At 66.8% G+C, this 17,105-nt stretch carries 16 protein-coding genes; 12 read left to right on the forward strand and 4 right to left on the reverse strand.

Annotated features, from left to right (window positions below; all coding sequences use genetic code 11):
• Window position 1: 1 nt before the first annotated feature.
• Window positions 2-610, reverse strand: a complete 609-nt coding sequence (locus FXF60_RS12185) for a PGPGW domain-containing protein (protein ID WP_202879625.1) — start codon at window positions 608-610, stop codon at window positions 2-4.
• A gap of 128 nt (window positions 611-738) precedes the next feature.
• Here FXF60_RS12185 and FXF60_RS12190 point away from each other — a divergent pair, with 128 nt between their 5' ends.
• Window positions 739-1,536, forward strand: a complete 798-nt coding sequence (locus tag FXF60_RS12190; protein WP_151526245.1) for a GNAT family N-acetyltransferase — start codon at window positions 739-741, stop codon at window positions 1,534-1,536.
• 63 nt (window positions 1,537-1,599) lie between these two features.
• Window positions 1,600-2,028 carry a hypothetical protein gene (locus tag FXF60_RS12195; RefSeq protein WP_151526246.1) on the forward strand — a complete coding sequence of 143 codons (429 nt, stop codon included), beginning with the start codon at window positions 1,600-1,602 and terminating at the stop codon, window positions 2,026-2,028.
• A 152-nt stretch (window positions 2,029-2,180) separates the two neighbouring features.
• Here the strand turns inward: FXF60_RS12195 and FXF60_RS12200 are convergent, their stop codons facing one another.
• Window positions 2,181-3,026, reverse strand: a complete 846-nt coding sequence (locus FXF60_RS12200; RefSeq protein ID WP_238335837.1) for a sigma factor-like helix-turn-helix DNA-binding protein — start codon at window positions 3,024-3,026, stop codon at window positions 2,181-2,183.
• 1,536 nt (window positions 3,027-4,562) lie between these two features.
• Here FXF60_RS12200 and FXF60_RS12205 point away from each other — a divergent pair.
• From FXF60_RS12205 to FXF60_RS16980, 3 genes are all read left to right on the forward strand, one after another.
• Window positions 4,563-7,976, forward strand: a complete 3,414-nt coding sequence (locus FXF60_RS12205) for a type ISP restriction/modification enzyme (protein WP_151526248.1) — start codon at window positions 4,563-4,565, stop codon at window positions 7,974-7,976.
• Window positions 7,977-8,360: 384 nt separating this feature from the next.
• The gene (locus FXF60_RS12210) at window positions 8,361-9,170 is read left to right on the forward strand and encodes a DUF6602 domain-containing protein (RefSeq protein WP_367889966.1); all 810 of its coding nucleotides are present in this window, start codon (window positions 8,361-8,363) and stop codon (window positions 9,168-9,170) included.
• Between the two features lies 1 nt (window position 9,171).
• On the forward strand, window positions 9,172-9,510 hold the full coding sequence (locus tag FXF60_RS16980) for an SEC-C metal-binding domain-containing protein (RefSeq protein WP_151526250.1): 339 nt from the start codon (window positions 9,172-9,174) through the stop codon (window positions 9,508-9,510).
• A 326-nt stretch (window positions 9,511-9,836) separates the two neighbouring features.
• On the opposite strand, the gene FXF60_RS12220 is transcribed toward FXF60_RS16980, so the two are convergent.
• On the reverse strand, window positions 9,837-10,130 hold the full coding sequence (locus FXF60_RS12220; protein WP_151526251.1) for a hypothetical protein: 294 nt from the start codon (window positions 10,128-10,130) through the stop codon (window positions 9,837-9,839).
• Between the two features lie 1,044 nt (window positions 10,131-11,174).
• Between FXF60_RS12220 and FXF60_RS12225 the strand changes: the two genes are divergently transcribed.
• Entirely contained in the window at window positions 11,175-12,335 is a 1,161-nt protein-coding gene (locus FXF60_RS12225) for an SIR2 family protein (protein WP_151526252.1), read from the forward strand.
• A gap of 74 nt (window positions 12,336-12,409) precedes the next feature.
• On the opposite strand, the gene FXF60_RS16585 is transcribed toward FXF60_RS12225, so the two are convergent.
• Entirely contained in the window at window positions 12,410-12,730 is a 321-nt protein-coding gene (locus FXF60_RS16585; RefSeq protein WP_192796723.1) for a hypothetical protein, read from the reverse strand.
• A 260-nt stretch (window positions 12,731-12,990) separates the two neighbouring features.
• Here FXF60_RS16585 and FXF60_RS12235 point away from each other — a divergent pair, with 260 nt between their 5' ends.
• The 6 genes from FXF60_RS12235 to FXF60_RS12260 all read left to right on the forward strand — a co-directional run bounded on the left by FXF60_RS12235 (window position 12,991) and on the right by FXF60_RS12260 (window position 17,039).
• Window positions 12,991-13,179 (forward strand): hypothetical protein, encoded by a 189-nt coding sequence (locus FXF60_RS12235; protein WP_151526274.1) that lies wholly within the window; start codon window positions 12,991-12,993, stop codon window positions 13,177-13,179.
• 1 nt (window position 13,180) lies between these two features.
• Window positions 13,181-13,567 (forward strand): TadE/TadG family type IV pilus assembly protein, encoded by a 387-nt coding sequence (locus FXF60_RS12240; protein ID WP_151526254.1) that lies wholly within the window; start codon window positions 13,181-13,183, stop codon window positions 13,565-13,567.
• Complete coding sequence (locus tag FXF60_RS12245; RefSeq protein ID WP_151526255.1) at window positions 13,564-14,079, forward strand: pilus assembly protein; 516 nt, start codon at window positions 13,564-13,566, stop codon at window positions 14,077-14,079. The genes FXF60_RS12240 and FXF60_RS12245 overlap by 4 nt, the downstream gene beginning before the upstream one ends.
• A 35-nt stretch (window positions 14,080-14,114) precedes the next feature.
• Entirely contained in the window at window positions 14,115-14,537 is a 423-nt protein-coding gene (locus FXF60_RS12250) for a hypothetical protein (RefSeq protein WP_151526256.1), read from the forward strand.
• A 34-nt stretch (window positions 14,538-14,571) separates the two neighbouring features.
• Window positions 14,572-15,255: an HAD-IA family hydrolase gene (locus FXF60_RS12255; RefSeq protein WP_238335838.1), complete on the forward strand. Its 684-nt coding sequence runs from the start codon at window positions 14,572-14,574 to the stop codon at window positions 15,253-15,255.
• 257 nt (window positions 15,256-15,512) lie between these two features.
• Complete coding sequence (locus tag FXF60_RS12260; RefSeq protein ID WP_151526257.1) at window positions 15,513-17,039, forward strand: beta/alpha barrel domain-containing protein; 1,527 nt, start codon at window positions 15,513-15,515, stop codon at window positions 17,037-17,039.
• The last annotated feature ends 66 nt before the right edge of the window (window positions 17,040-17,105 follow it).

Raw genomic sequence — 17,105 nt, forward strand, 5'->3', positions numbered from 1 at the left:
CTCAGGGCTTGGTGCCGCCCGGGGAGTGGCCGCCCGCCGCCTCGGAGGCGTCCGCCACCCGGTCCGCCTCGGCCGCCTCGCGCGCGGCGTGCTCGGCCTCCAGGTGCTCCTCATGCGCGTCCTCGCGCTCTGCCCTGGCGACCTCGGCCTTGTAGTCGGCCTCCATCCGGTCCACCTCCGCGCGCGCCTCGGGCTTGCCGTGGAAGCGCACGACGCTGTAGACGAGCAGGATGATCGCGATGGCGCTGGAGGCCAGCATGGTGATCGCCACGGTGCGCCCGCCGAAGAGCCACCAGTGGTCCGCGATCGGCCACCACCCGGGCGGGGGAGGCGAGATGAACCACACCACGCCCACCCCGATGAGGACCAGGGTGATGAGCACCGACACGGCGATGCGGGGGATCGTCTCGACCCCCTCGGCGGCGCCGCGCAGGGCGCGGATCTTCACCGGGGTGGTCCAGCGGCGGGCCCAGTCGTACTGCGTGGACAGGATGGCCAGCCCGGCGAAGGTGAGCAGCAGGCCCGGGCCGGGCAGGAAGAGCGCGAGCACGCCGGCCACCAGGACGACCCACCCCAGGGTCTCCAGCGCGATCCGTTTGGCGGCGTTCACAAGGGTCAAGCGTAGGCGAGCGGTCGCGCCGCGGCGACCGCGCACTTCGCCGCCCGCTCCGACCGGGCGCCGGGGCCTGGCCCGTCCACCCCGCCCCGGCCCACAACGGATGTGGCAGGCTACCGCCCGTGACATGGCGCCAGGTCGACCGTGACGAGCTGCTCCACCACTCCGCCCGTGACCCCTTCGTCCGCTTCGCCACCAGCCACGAGCTGCTGGCCGTGGCGGGGCCGCACGGATGGGCGTGCGTGAGTCCGTGGCGCCCCGGGTCGCGGCACTGGGGCGGTGCGGCGGTCGTGGAGGCCGGTGCGCCGGCCCGGGCCGAGACCGACGCGCTGGCCGCGATCGTCGATGCCGCCGGGGACGAGGTGGCGCTGGAGTGGTTCTCCACCGAGGACCGGCGTGGGCTCGACCTGCCGGAGGCCTACGCCAGCACCGGGTCCGGGCGCTGGTCCTTCCTGTGGTGCGAGGAGGAGACCTGCGCGACCGTCCCCGCGGGGCTCGGCGAGCTGGGCCTGGAGGTCGTGGAGCTCGACGACCGGGAGGACGCGGACCTGCTGCACGCCTTCGGCCGCACCCACGGGGAGGATCCCTACATGGGCTTCCCCGGGCACGGCTTCGCCTCGCTCTGGCTGGCGGTGCGCGACGAGGTCGGCCGGATGGTCGCCGTCGGGGCGCTGCACGAGCTCGGCTCCGGCATGCCCCATCTCGCCGGCATCGTGGTGCGCCCGCAGCGGCGCGGGCAGGGCATCGGGGCGATGCTGACCGAGGCCCTCACCGCCCGGGCCGTGGAAGAGGCGGGAGTCGCCACGCTGAGCGTCTTCTCCGACAACGTCGGTGCGATCAGGCTCTATGAGCGGCTGGGGTATGCCACGGCCCACCGCTTCCACACCCGGGAGCTGGACCCGGCGGCGGTCACCGCCTGACCCGCGCGCCGGGGTCACCGACGTGCCGGGCCGACGACCTGCCCTGGCGCCTACGATGGAGCGGTGACTGCACGGCATACCCCGCCAGCGACGGTGCCGCCCCCGAGCCCGCGCCAGCGCGGGGCCGGCCGGCTCGCCGCGGCGCTGGTCGCCGTCGAGGCCCTGGTGATCACCGGTCTGGCGGTGTTCTACCTGGTCGAGCTGGCGCTGGGGGAGGGGCAGGACCTGATGATCGTCATCATGTCGGTGGTGACGATGGTGGTCTTCATCATCGGGCTGGCCTACACCGCGCTCGGCCTGTGGCGTCGCCACCCGCGGTCCCAGGCGCCGGCGATCGCGTTCAACTTCCTCATGGTGCCGCTGGGCATCGCGCTCTTCCCGCTGGCTCCCTGGTGGCTCGCCGGGACGGTGCTGGTCCTGGGGGTGGCGACGGTCGTCGCGGCCTTCCTCATGGGCCGGCTGGAGGACCGCGACCAGCCCGCACCCGCCTGAGCCGGGCTGCCTCGGCGACGCGCGGCCCGTCTGAGCGCCGTCTCGTCCACTGAGAGCCTCGAGGTCAGCTGACAGCCTCCTCGAGGAGGCGGTCAGTTGACGAACCGGCTCGGAGTGGCCCCCGCCCCACCGGCTGCCAGCACCGTGATGCCTCAGGACCGGCGGCGACGCAGGCCGGCGAGCAGCTCCGGCCCGGCACGGAAGTCGATCCGGTGCACCAGCCCGTCGTGGACGGTGAAGTCGAAGGCGACGCGAGGCTGGCCCCGGTGGAACCACGCCGCGCCGGGCCGCTCCTCGACGTAGACCGGCAGCGCCGCGGCGGCACCCCCGTCGAACATCTCGGCGACGGCCTGCCGTCCCTCGATCCGGGCCGGCGTGCCCACCTCCACCGCGGCGGCGTCGCCGACCACGACCGCGTCCGGGGCGAGCAGCTCCAGCAGGCTAGCGAAGTCTCCCTGCCGGGCGGCGGCGAGGAAGGCGTCGACCACCACGGCGTCCGCCCGGCCGTCGGGGTCGACCGGCTGCGCCAGCTTGCCCCGGGCGCGCGAGGCCAGCTTGCGGGCGGCCTCCGGGCTGCGGCCCAGGATCGCGGCGATGGTGGGGAAGTCGACGGCGAAGCTGTCGTGCAGCACGAAGGCGACCCGCTCGGCAGGGGAGAGCCGGTCCAGCACGGCCTGCAGCGCGACCCCCACAGTGTCGGCCAGCACGACGTCGTCGGCCGGGTCCGGCGCGGCCGGTGCCTGGACCTCGTCGGGGTCGACGGGCGATGGTATGCGCGCGCGCAGCCGGTCCAGGCACAGCCGCACGGTCACCGTGGTGAGCCACCCCGGCAGGTTGTCGATGTCCGTCACGCGTTCCCGGTCCTGCCGCACCCGAAGGTGCCGCCGGGACAGGCTCGCGTCCGAGATCGCCAGGTCGCACCGCGGATCGCGCCCGACCGTGACCCACCGCCCGGGGAGCAACGGGACGGTGCCGCCTGCGTCCGGGCCGGTCGCCACGACCAGGCACGGCACCCCCACCGGTCCTGGGGGTCGGCCACCGTCCGGCCGCGTCCCCGACCACCGCCCCGTGCTCCAGCGGTGTGCGCCCGGGCCGAGCCGCACCGGCGCTGTCGGTCTCCACGCACCCCACGTGTGCCATCAGCTCCTCGACGGTGCTGCCGTCGGGTGCACGCACGGACAGCTGCTCCACCCGCCCCTCCCGGCGCCTGGTGACCATGACTCTCATCGGTCCATCGTGGGGTGACCAGGCACCCGCCGACGGACGTTGTCCACAGGTTCGGACGCGGGCGCTGATGCGCTCCCGGCACACGGCATACAGTGACGGCGAGGAGGCGCGGCCTTGGCAAACACCCGGGGCCGGTGTCAGGATCGACCAGACAGTTGGCTGGGGAGCTGCCGGGAGGGCGGGGTGCGCAGCACGGTGAGGGGAAGCGGAGGACCAATGATGAATGCGCAGGTGAGATAGGTTTGCTGGTGATGAACACGTTGGTGGTGGATGCCCTGTGATGGACCTGCTGCGGACCGTGGGCGGACTGCTGGCCCTCCTTGTGATCGGGCTGTGGCTGATCCACTGGGGTTTGAGGGACCAAGCACGTGAGCAGCTGCGGGGGCGGGTCGAGCCCTACCTCTAGTGGTCTTAGCTAAGGCAGGCAGGCGAAGCGCCGCCCCGACTCCGAAGAGGATGGTGGGGGCGGCGGTGCCTCCCTGTCCGGAGCCCAGCGCGTCTTCCCCAGAAGCGACGGGCCACCAAGGGCTCGGGAGGCGGCTACGAGGGTGGCTGTGGAGGGGCCACCGACGTAGCAGGTCTGTCTAGGTCTGGCCGTGCCGGCAGACAAGTCGAAGCGATGCGGACCACTGGCTGAACGGGGCGTCCAGCACGTACTGGCCCCCCCGCAGCTGGCCGGGAGCTGTTCAGGAAGGAACGGCTCCAACTGAAGGCGTTCAGGATTGCGCCCGCAGGTGCGCTCAAGTCGCTGACTGTTCCGCCGCTGTACAATCTGCCAAGGGTGCTAGAGGCGGGGCAGGCCGGAGAGACGGTCTACGTGGTTGAGGGCGAAGGGCGTAGATGCGCTCTCGGCGCTGAGCCTTGTGGCGACGTGCAACTTCGACGGGGCTGCTGTGGCCCCGGGCCGATCGAGAGGCGCCCTGGGTACTCCCAGCAACTCGCAGGCGCGAACGTGATTGTCGTGGCGGACAAGGACGAGCCAGGGTTCGCTCATGCTGCATCCGTCCAGGCCTCGCTCGTCGAGCATGGCGTCCCTGCCCACGTTCGCGACGCAAGGGAAGGAAAGGGCGTTAGTGACCACCTCACCGCCGGCAGGGACGTTTCGGAGCTTGCGGTCGTGTCTATGCAACAGCAGGCTCCTCCGGAGGCCCCGCCTGCCGTGGTGCAAGTACCCACCCCGGTGGATTGGGCGAGATGTGGAAGGTGGTCCGTGAAGACGCAGCGACTCCTGCTTTCGCCATGAGTCCGCACCCGTGCACGACCGCGGGCAGGTTAGGTTGACCCTGGACGCCTACGAAAGGGAGACCGTGAGCGCGACCGGAGAGTACTTGGCGGCCCTGAACTCTACACTGACCGCCGGTGATGCCACCGAGCACAGTCACAGGCCTGCATTTAAGGCATGGGCCGAGTCGTTCAAGGACGAGCTGACTGCGACCAACGAGCCCAAACAATCAGAGTCGAACGCGCCGGACTTCGATATCAAGAAGCAGCGACGCCACGGTTCCCTCTCCATCGGAAAGATCGAGGCCAAGGACGTAGGTGTGCGGCCAGGGCTGAAAGCAATTGAAGATGACTCCAACAGGGACACCCCTAGAACTGCCAACGGGCGTCAACTGAAGAGGTACCGGAACGCCTTCGCCAATCTTCTCCTGACAGACTACGTGGAGTTTCGCTGGTATCGGCGTGGTGATCTTCGAGCTACCGCCAGGCTGGGAGCGATCGCTGAGGGGCAGATCATTCCGGACGCGGACGGTATCGCGGCCATCGACGCCTTGATGAAGGCCTTCCTGGAGGCTGATCCTGAACGGATCCGGTCTGCGCCAAACCTGGCTCGCCGCATGGCTGGCCTTGCTGCGATTATTCAAGACGTGGTGCACCGGTCCTTGACAAAGGGGGCAGCGTCGGATACTACCGTGGGACTCAAAGCCGCCTTCGAGGACACACTTGTTCCCGACCTCAGTGATGAACAATTCTCGGATATGCTGGCACAAACAATTGCCTACGGGCTGTTCGCTGCGCGAGCGCAAGCGCCGGGGGCTGACACTTTTACCCGCTCGGATGCAGCCCACCTTATCCCCAGGACGAATCCGTTCGTTCGCGGGCTCTTCGCGCATCTGGTCGGGCCCGCCCTCAATGACGAGCCGTACGCAGGTTTGGTCGACGACTTGGCGCAGTTGTTGAGCGATGCCGATGTGGACCACATTCTCAGCAAGTTCGGTGCGGAAAAGGGCGACCCGACGGTTCATTTCTACGAAACATTCCTAGGCGCATACAATCCCTCGCTGCGGGACATACGCGGGGTCTACTACACTCCCCTGCCGGTCGTAGACTTTATCGTGAAGAACGTGGACCACGTCCTGAAGGAGAGTTTTGCGCTTCGGGATGGGATTGCAGACACGTCGAGGACGAGTGACGGCCAGCATAAGGTGTTAGTGCTGGACCCAGCAACTGGAACGGGGACGTTTCTATATGCCACTATTGCGCGCATCAGGAACTCGTTCATCGCTCGCAAGCGCACCTCTCTTTGGTCGGCATATGTGTCGGAGCACCTGCTGCCTCGCATGTTCGGCTTCGAGCTGATGGTTGCGCCCTACGCCGTCGCTCACCTCAAGCTGGCCCTGCAGTTGGGAGGCAAGGACCTTCCCCGGGATGAGCGACATGACATCGAATACGATTTCGCGAAGGATGAGCGCATCGGCGTTTATCTAACAAACGCACTGGATCCAGCTGAAGCGCATACGACTCTTCCATTGGGCAAGTTCATTACGGATGAAGCAAACGCTGCTTCGGCGGTGAAAAGCGAGAAGCCGATCATGGTAGTTATGGGAAACCCACCCTACCAGGGCCAGTCCGCCAACTCTTCGACTCGCCGCGAGTTTTCGCGCACCGTCAAGGGCGCTGCTCAGTACAAGACCGTCAAGACCGCGATTGGCACTCTGCTCGAAGACTATTATGCGGTGGATGGCGCACCCCTGGGAGAGGTCAATTCGAAGTGGCTACAGGATGACTACGTTAAATTCATCCGCCTCGGTCAGGACCGAATCGAGAGGACCGGCCAAGGTGTCCTCAGCTACGTGACCAATCACACTTATTTGGACGCGCCTACCTTCCGCGGGATGCGCGCTAGCTTGCTCCGAACATTTGATGACATCTACGTCCTGGACCTACACGGGTCGATGCGTCGAAGGGAGGTGAACCCTGATGGCGGGGTGGACGAGAACGTCTTCGATGCCATTCAGCAAGGTGTGGCCATCGCTCTGTTTGTGAAGAGCAGCGACTCCAAGGACCTGGCCACCATTCACTACACGGATGCCTGGGGTAGCCGTAAGGCGAAATATGAATGGCTCGAAGAGACGAACTTCCGCGACGTTCAATGGGAGTCTTTCACGCCCACATCGCCCTTCTATGGCTTTCGCCCGGAGGACCAAGACATCCGGGCCGAGTGGGACGCGGCAGTTTCTCTCACCGAGATTTTCCCGGTGTACTCGACAGGCATCGTTACGCATCGTGATGACTTCGCGGTTAATACACGTCGGGACCGCCTCCTGGGTAGACTCAAGGACTTCTGCGACCCGAAGCAGACCGACGCTCAGGTGCGCGCGAAGTATTTCGGAACGAATTCCCGCACTACCGCTACTGGCATCACCTACCTAGCTGGGGACAATCGTGATTGGTCGATGTCCGATCGTCGGGCATCTCTCATCCGGGACAGTGCACGAGCCGAGTCGATCAAGCCGATGACGCATAGACCCTTCGACAACCGCTTCGTGATGTATCACCGAGACGCCATCGATGCGCGAAAGTACGACGTGATGCGCCATATGCTCGACGGCGCAAACCTCGGTCTCGTCTCGGCCCGGAGCAACAAATCACCGGTGCAAGACCAGTTCTATGTGACGGACTTGATGACAGAGGTGAAGGCGGGCGAGGCGACAACGGGCTCTGTGCTTTTCCCGCTGTGGTTGTTCCCGGAGCCAGGGGTAGACGCGCCCGAAACGCTGGATATTCTAGCCGACGGCCAGTCCGAGGTTCGCCCCAATCTCGGCTCCTGTGTGACGGTTTTGATGCAGCGACTTGGTCTTGAGTTGATCAGCGACGGATCGCCCGGGGATCTCGTCACCACGGCGAATCCACACGATGTCCTGGACTACATCTACGGGGTCGTCCACTCCCGCACCTACAGACTGCGGTACGAGGCATTCTTGCGGTCGGACTATCCTCGAATACCATTCACGTCGGATCGCGACACCTTCGCGGCCGTGTGCGCTCACGGGAGGCGTCTGAGGGAGCTGCACACGCTGAAGGCCAGCGATGCTGATGATGGCCCGGCGGAAGTGTCTGCAGGGAGCAACCTGGTGGACAAGATCCCGTTGTCGACGCGCTGGGCGTTGGGTGAGGACGGTGTCGGCCACATCGTCCTCAACCTGGAGGGCGCCAAGGATGGCGGGCCCCAGGTCGTGACAGGCGTGTCTGCAGATGTCTGGGAGTACCACATCGGGGGCCACCGAGTACTGCACAAGTGGTTGGACGCAAGAGCTAGAGACACTCTGACCTTTGACGAGTTGGAACACCTGCTTCGCACCGTCAACGCCCTCACAGAAACGATCGAAACGCAGGATCGCATAGAGGAGTTGCTCTCGTCCTGGCCGCTTCCTGGATCGATGCCCGCGGCAGCGCAGGACCAGGACGCCGGCGAGTCCGAAGTGGTCAGACACGGGTGAACCGGCGGGTGAGTAGCGGCGCGGCCTGTCGAGCGGACCTACGTGTTGCACGCGATCCGGACTGAGCATGGAGGTTGAGGCCTGCACCCATGGCCAGTCGCGCACTTGAGCATGCTCAACTGCCTGGCGGCGGCCATCCCCGCTGGTGAGCGGGTGGTGACCTGCGAGGAGGTCTTCGAGCTGCCGCAACCTAGTTGGCCTCAGACCTTTCACGACCTGAGCGTGTCAGGGGAGGCTGACCACGCACTCCTGGCCGCAGGCATAGCACCAGTCGGCTGAGATTGCCTCTGCCTGATGTGGCTGACAGGCTTCCTGCATGTCTTCGTCGGAGAGGATGAGTGAGCCATGGACCTGCCAGAATTTATGAGAGCCGTAGAGACCACGATGCGGGCGGAGTTCGCTCAGTCCAGAGTGGTCGGACATGCTGGAGATCGAGGCGAAAATCGCGAGCAAATCCTGGTCGATTTCTTAGAGCGACACCTACCGAATCGGTATGGCGTGACAAAAGGTCAAATCATGACCAAGTCAGGAACACTTAGCCATTCGGCCGATGTCATCATTTACGATGCTCTCAATTGCCCTGTCCTCTACAGAAGCCGTACGGCAGTACTGCCAGTTGAGGGCGTCTACGGCATTATCGAGGTGAAGTCTCGACTATCCAAGAGTGAACTGCTCGACGCTATGAACAAGATCGAGACTTTCAAGCGCCTCGCGCCGCGAGACCTCTTTCTGGTCCAGACGCGATCTTATGCTGCCGCAGATCGCCCATCAAGGCCTTTCGGCATTGTGTTGGCGTACGGGTTTGCCGACAATTCGCTGGAGTCACTAGGGGAGAACTATGCTGCCAAGTGTGACGATGTTCACGACGTCAACTTCTTTACGAACTTGGTATGTGTCTTGGGCGAAGGTCTTATTCATTATCAGAAAGCTGACCTTATCGCGGGACGACGGTCTTTGCTTCTTGACACTGATGAGTTCGTGGACCTAGTTGAACTCTGTCAGAAGAAGACCAGAAACGGAGAAGAAGTTGATGACGTAGTCCTCAGCATAAAAATGGATTCTCTTGGGGAAGACTCCTTCGGGCGGTTCTTCGTATACCTATTGATCATGCTTGAGCGCATGAAGTTGGGGACACCCGATCTCGGGGTTTATCTAGATCCAGAATCCAACCGCATGATTAGTAGGGAGTCGTGACGTGCCGCGGATCGAGCACGAGGAGCCCTGCCCCTGCGGCAGTGGGTCAACCTACGGTGCCTGCCACTTTAAGAAGTATGAAGATCGTAGACCACCTATCAAAGACCATGTCCGATTGACGCTTATCCAGGAGCCGGATCCGGGCACGCGGGCCGTCTTTGAGCGAACTGAGGGTGGTAGCCTGATTTTTCAGGGCAGGGAGACGTCATACTCTTACGATTGTTCTGCCTGCGGCGCGCCGCTTGCTGTGGGTATCAACCTTGAACAGATTCAAGGAACTGTTCTCAAATGCTCATCTTGTGACGCATACAATGATACGGTTGAGGGGGCCAAAAGCTGAAATTGTTGAGGCGTTCCTCCGCCACATCGCATTAGGGCGCGAAGCGTTAAGGCGGGACGTATGACAGCTTCGGTTAAAGCGATGCCTATTCGAAATTGCTATACTGGTCGGATCAGACAGTACTGTTCTCGCATAGGTACTTGGCGAGATCAATCACTGAGCGAAACGACCGCCAAGGCTTGCGGGCGGATTGCTTGGAGGCCATAACGCCCTTCGGTGCGGAGTTTCATGCGGTTGGTGTCGAAGAGGTCTCCGGCTTGGGTGGCGGCGAGGGAGTGTGCGTATCGGCAGTTCGGCGCCTTCGAGGAGTGCGTCGAGCTCACCGGTCACTCGATGTTGTGGATGGCGAGCCAGGCTCTGGCGGTTATCGAGGTGGCGGACCTCTGGACGACCTCGGCGACGAGGAAGATCGACGCGTGCTGCAGGTCGCCTAGTTCGAAGATGTAGGTCAGGAACCGCTCGATGCCGTCGACGAGGTACTCGACTCTCGGCTCGGTGTCCCGGTCCATGAGGAAGACATGTCCATCGAGCCTGTTGGCTAGTGCGTTGTTGAGCCACCGGTGGGCCCCGGTCCCCGGGTAGCAGGTGACTTCGGCGAGGGGCATGTCGTTGGCGATCATGCGCCGACCGTTCTCAGGTGTGGGCGGTTGGCGGGACCACACGACTCGTCGCCGCCCGCACCTGAGAGGTCCCCGATGCCACTTCATCGGGCGCAGGAGGAGGCCCATCACTGGGACCTGGCCGGTCAGTGGTGCACGGGGTTTTCCAGCCCGAGCCCTGGACGTTGGGGGCAGCGCCGAGGTCTGTGAACAGCAGGCGGAGGAGCCGCTGTAGGTCGCTTTCGGGGAGCCTGGTCTGTCGCCAGGCAGGAGAGATGGCTGTGCTCGGAGGCATGGATGTGGTCCCTTGTCAGTTCCACGACCCACCGGGGAGCGCTTGGTCGAAGTTTAGATCTGCTGCCCCGTTTGGCTTGCTCCCGTGTCCATCGTTGGACTCGGGTCCTCATCACCTGGCGCTTGGCGCTGGGGTGCCCTGCGTTCCTGCCGGCCCTTATCAGCCATCTTCAGTTGTCACGGAGGGCCCGGGAGGGCGACCTGGATCATCGAACCACGCTGCAATCAAGCGGCGCAAGAGTGCGCCCGTCGGCGGGATCGCCTTCTCGGCGGGCTGCCTCTACCGCCAAAGTCACCAGATGTCGAGTGTGATTTTTGTCACACCATTACCGCGCGGTCCGGGCGTGTCTGCTGTGGATAACTGCCGTTGACACGTCCTGCGACGGGCTAGATGGACACCGGACGATCCTCCGTCAGAGGTCTTGGATCTAGGCATCCGTACGCACCCGGACCCGTCCCAGCCAGTAGATCGTCCTGTGGCCCAGGTCACGGAGTTATCCACAGGACCTTGCCCCAGCTGACCTGCGGAAGCACAACTGTGTAAGACGCTGGAGTAGACGGAGTCGGCGCTGGCGACATGTGTGCGTATGGTGGTCTCACCAACGCAAAGACCCCTGGGTCGGAGCGGGGCGCACCGGACCTCAGGAGTCTCGCGAGTCAACTTGGCGGCTGACACGCACGACTGTAACGGGTTAAGACCGTCTTTGGTAATTGGTGCAACCTCCTTCGTCCGCAGCGTCTGAGCATCCGACGACGGGCAGGAGGCCCATCATGAGTAGTACCAACATCGCCGCGGTCTGCGGCAACGGCGTCTCGATCGCTTTCAACCCCGACCTGGCGTTGTCCTCGATCAACACCGAACTGCGTGCTCGGTTGAACGAGAACTACGGCGAGGGCGAGGCTCCCGCCCAGGTCCTCGTCGACTTGGCCGACACGGTCGCCAACGACGACGACCCCAACCTGGACTTCGAGGCGCTGCTCGGTCCGTTGGACCAGATGTGGAACGCCCTCGGGGTCCTCCGGCGCTATGCCAACGTGGTTGGGCCGAGGGACCGGGTGACGGCCGAGCACCTGGTGGGTTCCTACGAGTTCTTGCGGAAGGCCCGCCGGACCGGCATCAGCCACGCCTTGGACATCATCGCTGAGCGGTCCGTGGCTCACTTCGATGACAGGCTCCCGCTGCGGCCCTTCGTTGAGGCCCTGTTCGATGCGACGGGAGACTTCGGGAACCTGACCGTCGGGAACCTGAACTACGACAACATCCTGCAGGCGTGCTTCCTGGACCGGTATAAGGGCCAGGTGTGTGACCTCGCCTCCGGTGCCAACAGGATGTTGGCGTCGTCCCTGACGGAGGCCTCGGGGTCCAGCAACATCCCTTGTTTCCAGCTGCGAGACGAGTTGGACTTTCCCCGCTACCGGCGCATCCGCTTGTTGCCGCTGCACGGATCCCTCAACTGGGCCTACTCGCCCAAGGACCACATCACCGTCAAGTTCGACATCGGCACTATGAGGGCCGCTGACTTCTGGAAGTCATGGCGCAACGGCGAGACGGACCTGGAGCCGAAGGTCGTCCTGACCAACCAGCCCACCAAGTCCAAGGTTGTCCTCGAGCACCCGTTCTCGCTTGCGTACCAGGGACTGCGTGAGGCCCTGCTTACGTCCGACCACTGGGTGATCGCCGGGTACTCCTTCCGTGACGCCTGCGTCAACCAGCTGCTGGCCGACGTCATCGAGCAGCGGGGGCACCTGAAGTACCCCAAGATCCTCGTGGTGACGCACGGCAACGACCTGTCCGAGATGCAGGTGAAGACCGCCCTCGGGGTGACCTTGCTGCACGACGTCATCTTCGACCGGGAGAGCGTCATCGGCGTCCAGGACCGCAGGGCCTGGGGTCGCTGGATGGGTCCCACCCCCCTCGCTGCGGTCTCCTGACCCAGACGACGAGCCGGCCACCGACCCCATGCAGGGGTAGGTGGCCCGCTTCGTGTATTCGGGGGCGGCCCGCCCTACACGCCGTCGTTGAACCCGAAGATCTTGGAGGCCTGGGTCCGGTGCGCCGGAGACTGCTTCTCCCACTCCTGCAGGATCCCCTCCTCGGAGGACCGCGAGGGCTTCGCCACCTCCATCCCTGCGTCCCGCAGCGCCCGAGCCATCGCCCGCCGATGCCCCGGCTGCGGGTGCAACGTCCCAGAGGCGGACTCCGGGATCGACTGCGCCGCCTGCGCCTGCTCCCAGGTGCCCTGCAGCAGCAGCGGCTTCGCCATCTCGATCAGCGCGTCCAGGTCCTGGGAATCGTAGAAGTCACGCTCCCCGTCCCCAGTGCCCATCGTCATGAGTGTACGCGTTCCCATCTCCGTCCATGCCTGCGGTCGCCGACCCGTCGTAGGTCGAGTAGCCACTGTTCATGCTGCCTCATCGGCGTCAAGGCGGAACGAGAACGCCGGGAAGACCGTCGCCGCAGAACCATGGTCCCGGTCGTCTTCCTCATCCTCCCGGTGACGGTGCTGTTCGCCGTCTTCCCTGGCGCCAGCCTGTTGCGGCTGGCGCTGTAGTCACCTCACGAAGGAGTCCGATCATGTCCCGACGTATGCGCATCGCACCGACGGTGATGGCCGCGCGGCTGCACCGCTGGCGCCGAGAGCCGGAGCGCGGCGACGTGCCCGGGTGGGTGCTCATCACGATCATGACGGCCGGGCTGGTCGCTGCGCTGTGGCTGGTGGCCGAGCCCCTGCTCACCGGTCTCTTCTCGGACGCCGTCAGCACCGTCGGGCAGTGAGATGAGGGGCGCTGCGCCCGACCGGGGTGCGGCCGCCGCCGAGTTCGCCATGCTCGCTGCCCTGGTCAGCGTGCTGATGCTGGCCGTGGTCCAGCTCGCCTTCGGCCTGCACCTGCACAACACCGCGACCGCGCACGTCGTGGAGGGGGCACGCGTCGGTGCCCGCGCGGACTCCACACCCGCCGACGGGGCGCGCCGGGCGCAGGAGCTGATGGCCTCCAGCCTCCCCGGCGGTGCTCAGGGGGTGGAGGTGACCGCGAGCCGGGTGGTCGTCGGTGGCGTCGCCGTCGTCGAGGTCAGCGCGAGGCTGCGGCTCCCGATCGTGGGGCCGCTCGGGCCGGGGCAGCAGATGAGCGTGGTCGGCCAGGCGTATGCGGAGGACCAGTGACGCCGCGCACCTCGGCCACCCGGACGCGGCGCACCCGACCGGCCGCGACGCCACGCACCCGCGCCACCCCACCGGCGGCGTGGGCGTCCGACCACGGCTCGATGACGATCGAGGTCGCCTTCCTCCTGGTCCTGCTCGTCGTCCCGCTGTTCTACCTCGTGGGCACGGTGGGTCGGGTGCAGGCGGGGGCGTATGCCGTCACGGCCGCGGCACGGGAGGCGGGCCGGGCCTTCGCCACCGCGGACGACCTCGGGGCCGCGCCGGCGCGTGCCGAGGTGGCGGCCGCGCTGGTCTACCGCTCGCACGGGTTCGCCGACGGGCAGGGGTCGGTGCAGGTGGCCTGCGTCGACGGTGACTGTCTCGCCCCCGGGACAGCGGTCGAGGTCAGCTCGCAGATCAGCGTCGAGCTGCCCCTCGTCCCCGACTTCATGCGCGGTCGCGTGCCGACGGCGATGACCCTCACGTCCCACCACACCGAGCCGGTGGACGCCTTCCGCGGCGGCGGCCGGTGAGGCAGCGGCCCGGTGTCGACCGGGAGGCGGGGCAGATGAGCATCCTGCTCATCGGCATGGTGGCGTTGACGTTGACGGTTATCCTCGCCGTGGTCGGGGTGACGGCGGTCCAGCTCACCCGGATCCAGCTGCTCGACGCCGCCGACGCCGCGGCGCTGGACGCCAGCGACGCGCTGGCGCAGGAGCAGGTCTACGAGGCGGGCCTGGGGGCAGGGCCACCGGTCAGCGACGCCACGGTGGTCGACGCGGCCGCGGAGCACCTGGCCGGGCGGGAGCGTCCGTCCCGCGTCCAGGAGTGGGGTCTCGGTGCCGGCACCGGCACGCCGGACGGCAGGACGGCGGTGGTCACCCTCACCGGCCGGGCGAGCATCCCCGTGATCAGCCCGGTGCTGGCAACCTTCGGTGGGGGCGTCACGATCACGGTCACCTCCAGCGCCCGGTCCGAGGTGGAGGGGTGAGGCATACCCCTGCCGCGACTGAGATCATGGCCGGGTGCGCGACATCACGAGCGAGACCTTCGAGGCCGTCCTCTTCGACAACGACGGCACTCTGACCGACTCCCGCGGGTCCGTGGAGCGCTCCTGGCGTGCCTGGGCGGAGGAGCACGACGTGCCGTGGGAGCGCTTCGGGGACTTCCACGGCGTGACCAGCCGGGGGATCGTGGAGCGGGTGGCGCCACACCTGGACGCCGACGCCGCGACCGCCGACATCGACCGGCGCGAGCTCAGCGACCTGGAGGGCGTGGTCGCGCTCCCGGGCGCCGTGGAGGCGCTGGCCGCGACCGGCGACCGGGCCGCCATCGTCACCTCCGCCGGCCGGGAGCTGGCCGAGCTTCGCATCGGCGCCGCCGAGCTGGCCACGCCGCGCGTCCTGGTCAGCGCGGACGAGATCACGGACGGCAAGCCGGACCCCGAGCCCTACCTCACCGGCGCCCGGCGGCTGGGCGTCGACCCCGCGCGGTGCCTGGTCGTCGAGGACGCCACGGCAGGCCTGCTGGCGGGTCGCGCGGCCGGGGCGGCCACCCTCGCCGTGCTCACCACGAGCAAGCGGGACGACCTGCAGCCGCACGCCGACCTCGTCGTGGAGTCGCTCGCCGACGTCCGCTTCGAGCTCGCCGACGGGGGAGTGCGGGTCCGGCTGGCCGCGTCGTCCACGGAGCCCTCCCAGACCGACTGACAGCCGCCTGGTCAACTGGCAGCCGCGTCGTCAACTGACAGCGCCCTCGAACAGGCTGTGGGTTGACATACCGGCTCGAAGTCGGCACCGGGAGCGACCGGGCCGACGAGCACCCGGGGAAGGCCCGAGCACGGCGCGGCCACGCCGCTGACCAGCCAAGCCTGACAAGACGGCAAACCTACGTTACCGTAACCTACGCAAGCGAAACCTACGTCTGCGTAGGTTTCGGGCCCCCGACCAGACAGGTGACCCCTCGTATGGCCGCACCCGTGACGATCGACCTGCCGACCGATCTCCCGACCGCCGACCAGACCCAGACCCGTCGCCCACGCCCCACGATCATCCAGGGCGGGATGGGCGTGGCCGTCTCCGGCTGGCGGCTGGCTCGCGAAGTGTCCCGGGCCGGGCACCTGGGGGTCGTCTCCGGCACCGCCATGGATGCCGTGCTCAGCCGGGTGCTGCAGGACGGCGACCCCGGCGGGCACTACCGTCGCGCGCTCGCGGCCTTCCCGAGCCAGGCCATCGCCGAGCGGGTGCTGGACAAGTACTTCATCGAGGGTGGCAAGGCGCCCGGCACGCCCTACAAGCCGATCCCCAAGCTGACCCTGGAGACCGCCCGCGCCGGGCAGGAGCTCGGCGTGGCCGGCAACTTCGCCGAGGTCTGGCTGGCCCGGGAGGGCCTGCAGGACCACCCGGGCGGAGGCGCCGTCGGGATCAACTGCCTGGAGAAGATCCAGATGGCCAACCCCACCGCCATCCTGGGCGCCATGCTCGCCGGGGTCGACTACGTGCTCATGGGGGCGGGCATACCCCGCGAGATCCCGCAGCTGCTGCGCTCGCTGGCCGCGGGCCGGACCGGCAGCATCTCCGCGGACGTGCTCGGCGGCAAGATGCGCCGCACCATCTCGGTCGACCCGGTGGACCTGCTCGGCGACGACCTGCCCGCCATCGGCAAGCCCGACTTCCTGGCGATCATCTCGGTCGACCAGCTGGCGAACTACCTGCACCGCGACCCCGAGATCCGGCCCGACGGCTTCGTCGTCGAGCGCCCGCCCGCCGGCGGTCACTCCGCGCCGCCGCGCGGCAAGATGCAGCTGGACGAGGCCGGCGAGCCGATCTACGGCGACCGGGACGAGGCCAACCTGGCCAAGATGGCCGAGATCGGTCTGCCCTTCTGGATGGCCGGTGCCTACTCCACCCCCGAGCGGGTCGCCGAGGCCCTGGCCGCCGGCGCCGTGGGCGTGCAGGTCGGCACCCTCTTCGCGCTGTCCCAGGACTCCGGCCTCGCCGCCGGCCCCCGTGGGCAGCTGATGAGCCGGCTGCGGGCCGGTGAGCTGAGCGTGCGCAACGACCCGCGCGCCAGCCCGACCGGCTTCCCGTTCAAGGTCGCCACCCTGGAGGGCACGGCCAGCCAGGTCGAGGTCTACGAGGCGCGCCCCCGGCTGTGCGACCTGTCCTACCTGCGCCAGCCCTACGAGCGCGAGGACGGGGAGATCGGCTACCGCTGCGCCTCCGAGCCGGTGCACATGTATCTCAAGAAGGGCGGCGAGGAGGCGGACACCGTCGGCCGCAAGTGCCTGTGCAACGGGCTCATGGCCAACATCGGCCTGGGTCAGGAGCGCAAGGACGGGTATGCCGAGGACACCCTGGTCACGCTCGGCCAGGACCTCGCCGGCGCCACCGCCCTGATCGAGCGGCACCCCGAGGGCTGGAGCGCCGTGCAGGCGCTGGACTACCTGCAGGAGCAGGTGCCCGCCGAGCTGGGGCTGCGGCACACCGCCTGAGCCAGGCCCCGGCCCGGCCCGCCGGGTGCTTATGATCGGTCTCGCACCGCCGCGCCGGCCCACCTG

This window comes from Serinicoccus kebangsaanensis (assembly GCF_008919445.1).
In the GTDB taxonomy this organism is placed as follows: Bacteria; Actinomycetota; Actinomycetes; order Actinomycetales; family Dermatophilaceae; genus Ornithinicoccus; species Ornithinicoccus kebangsaanensis.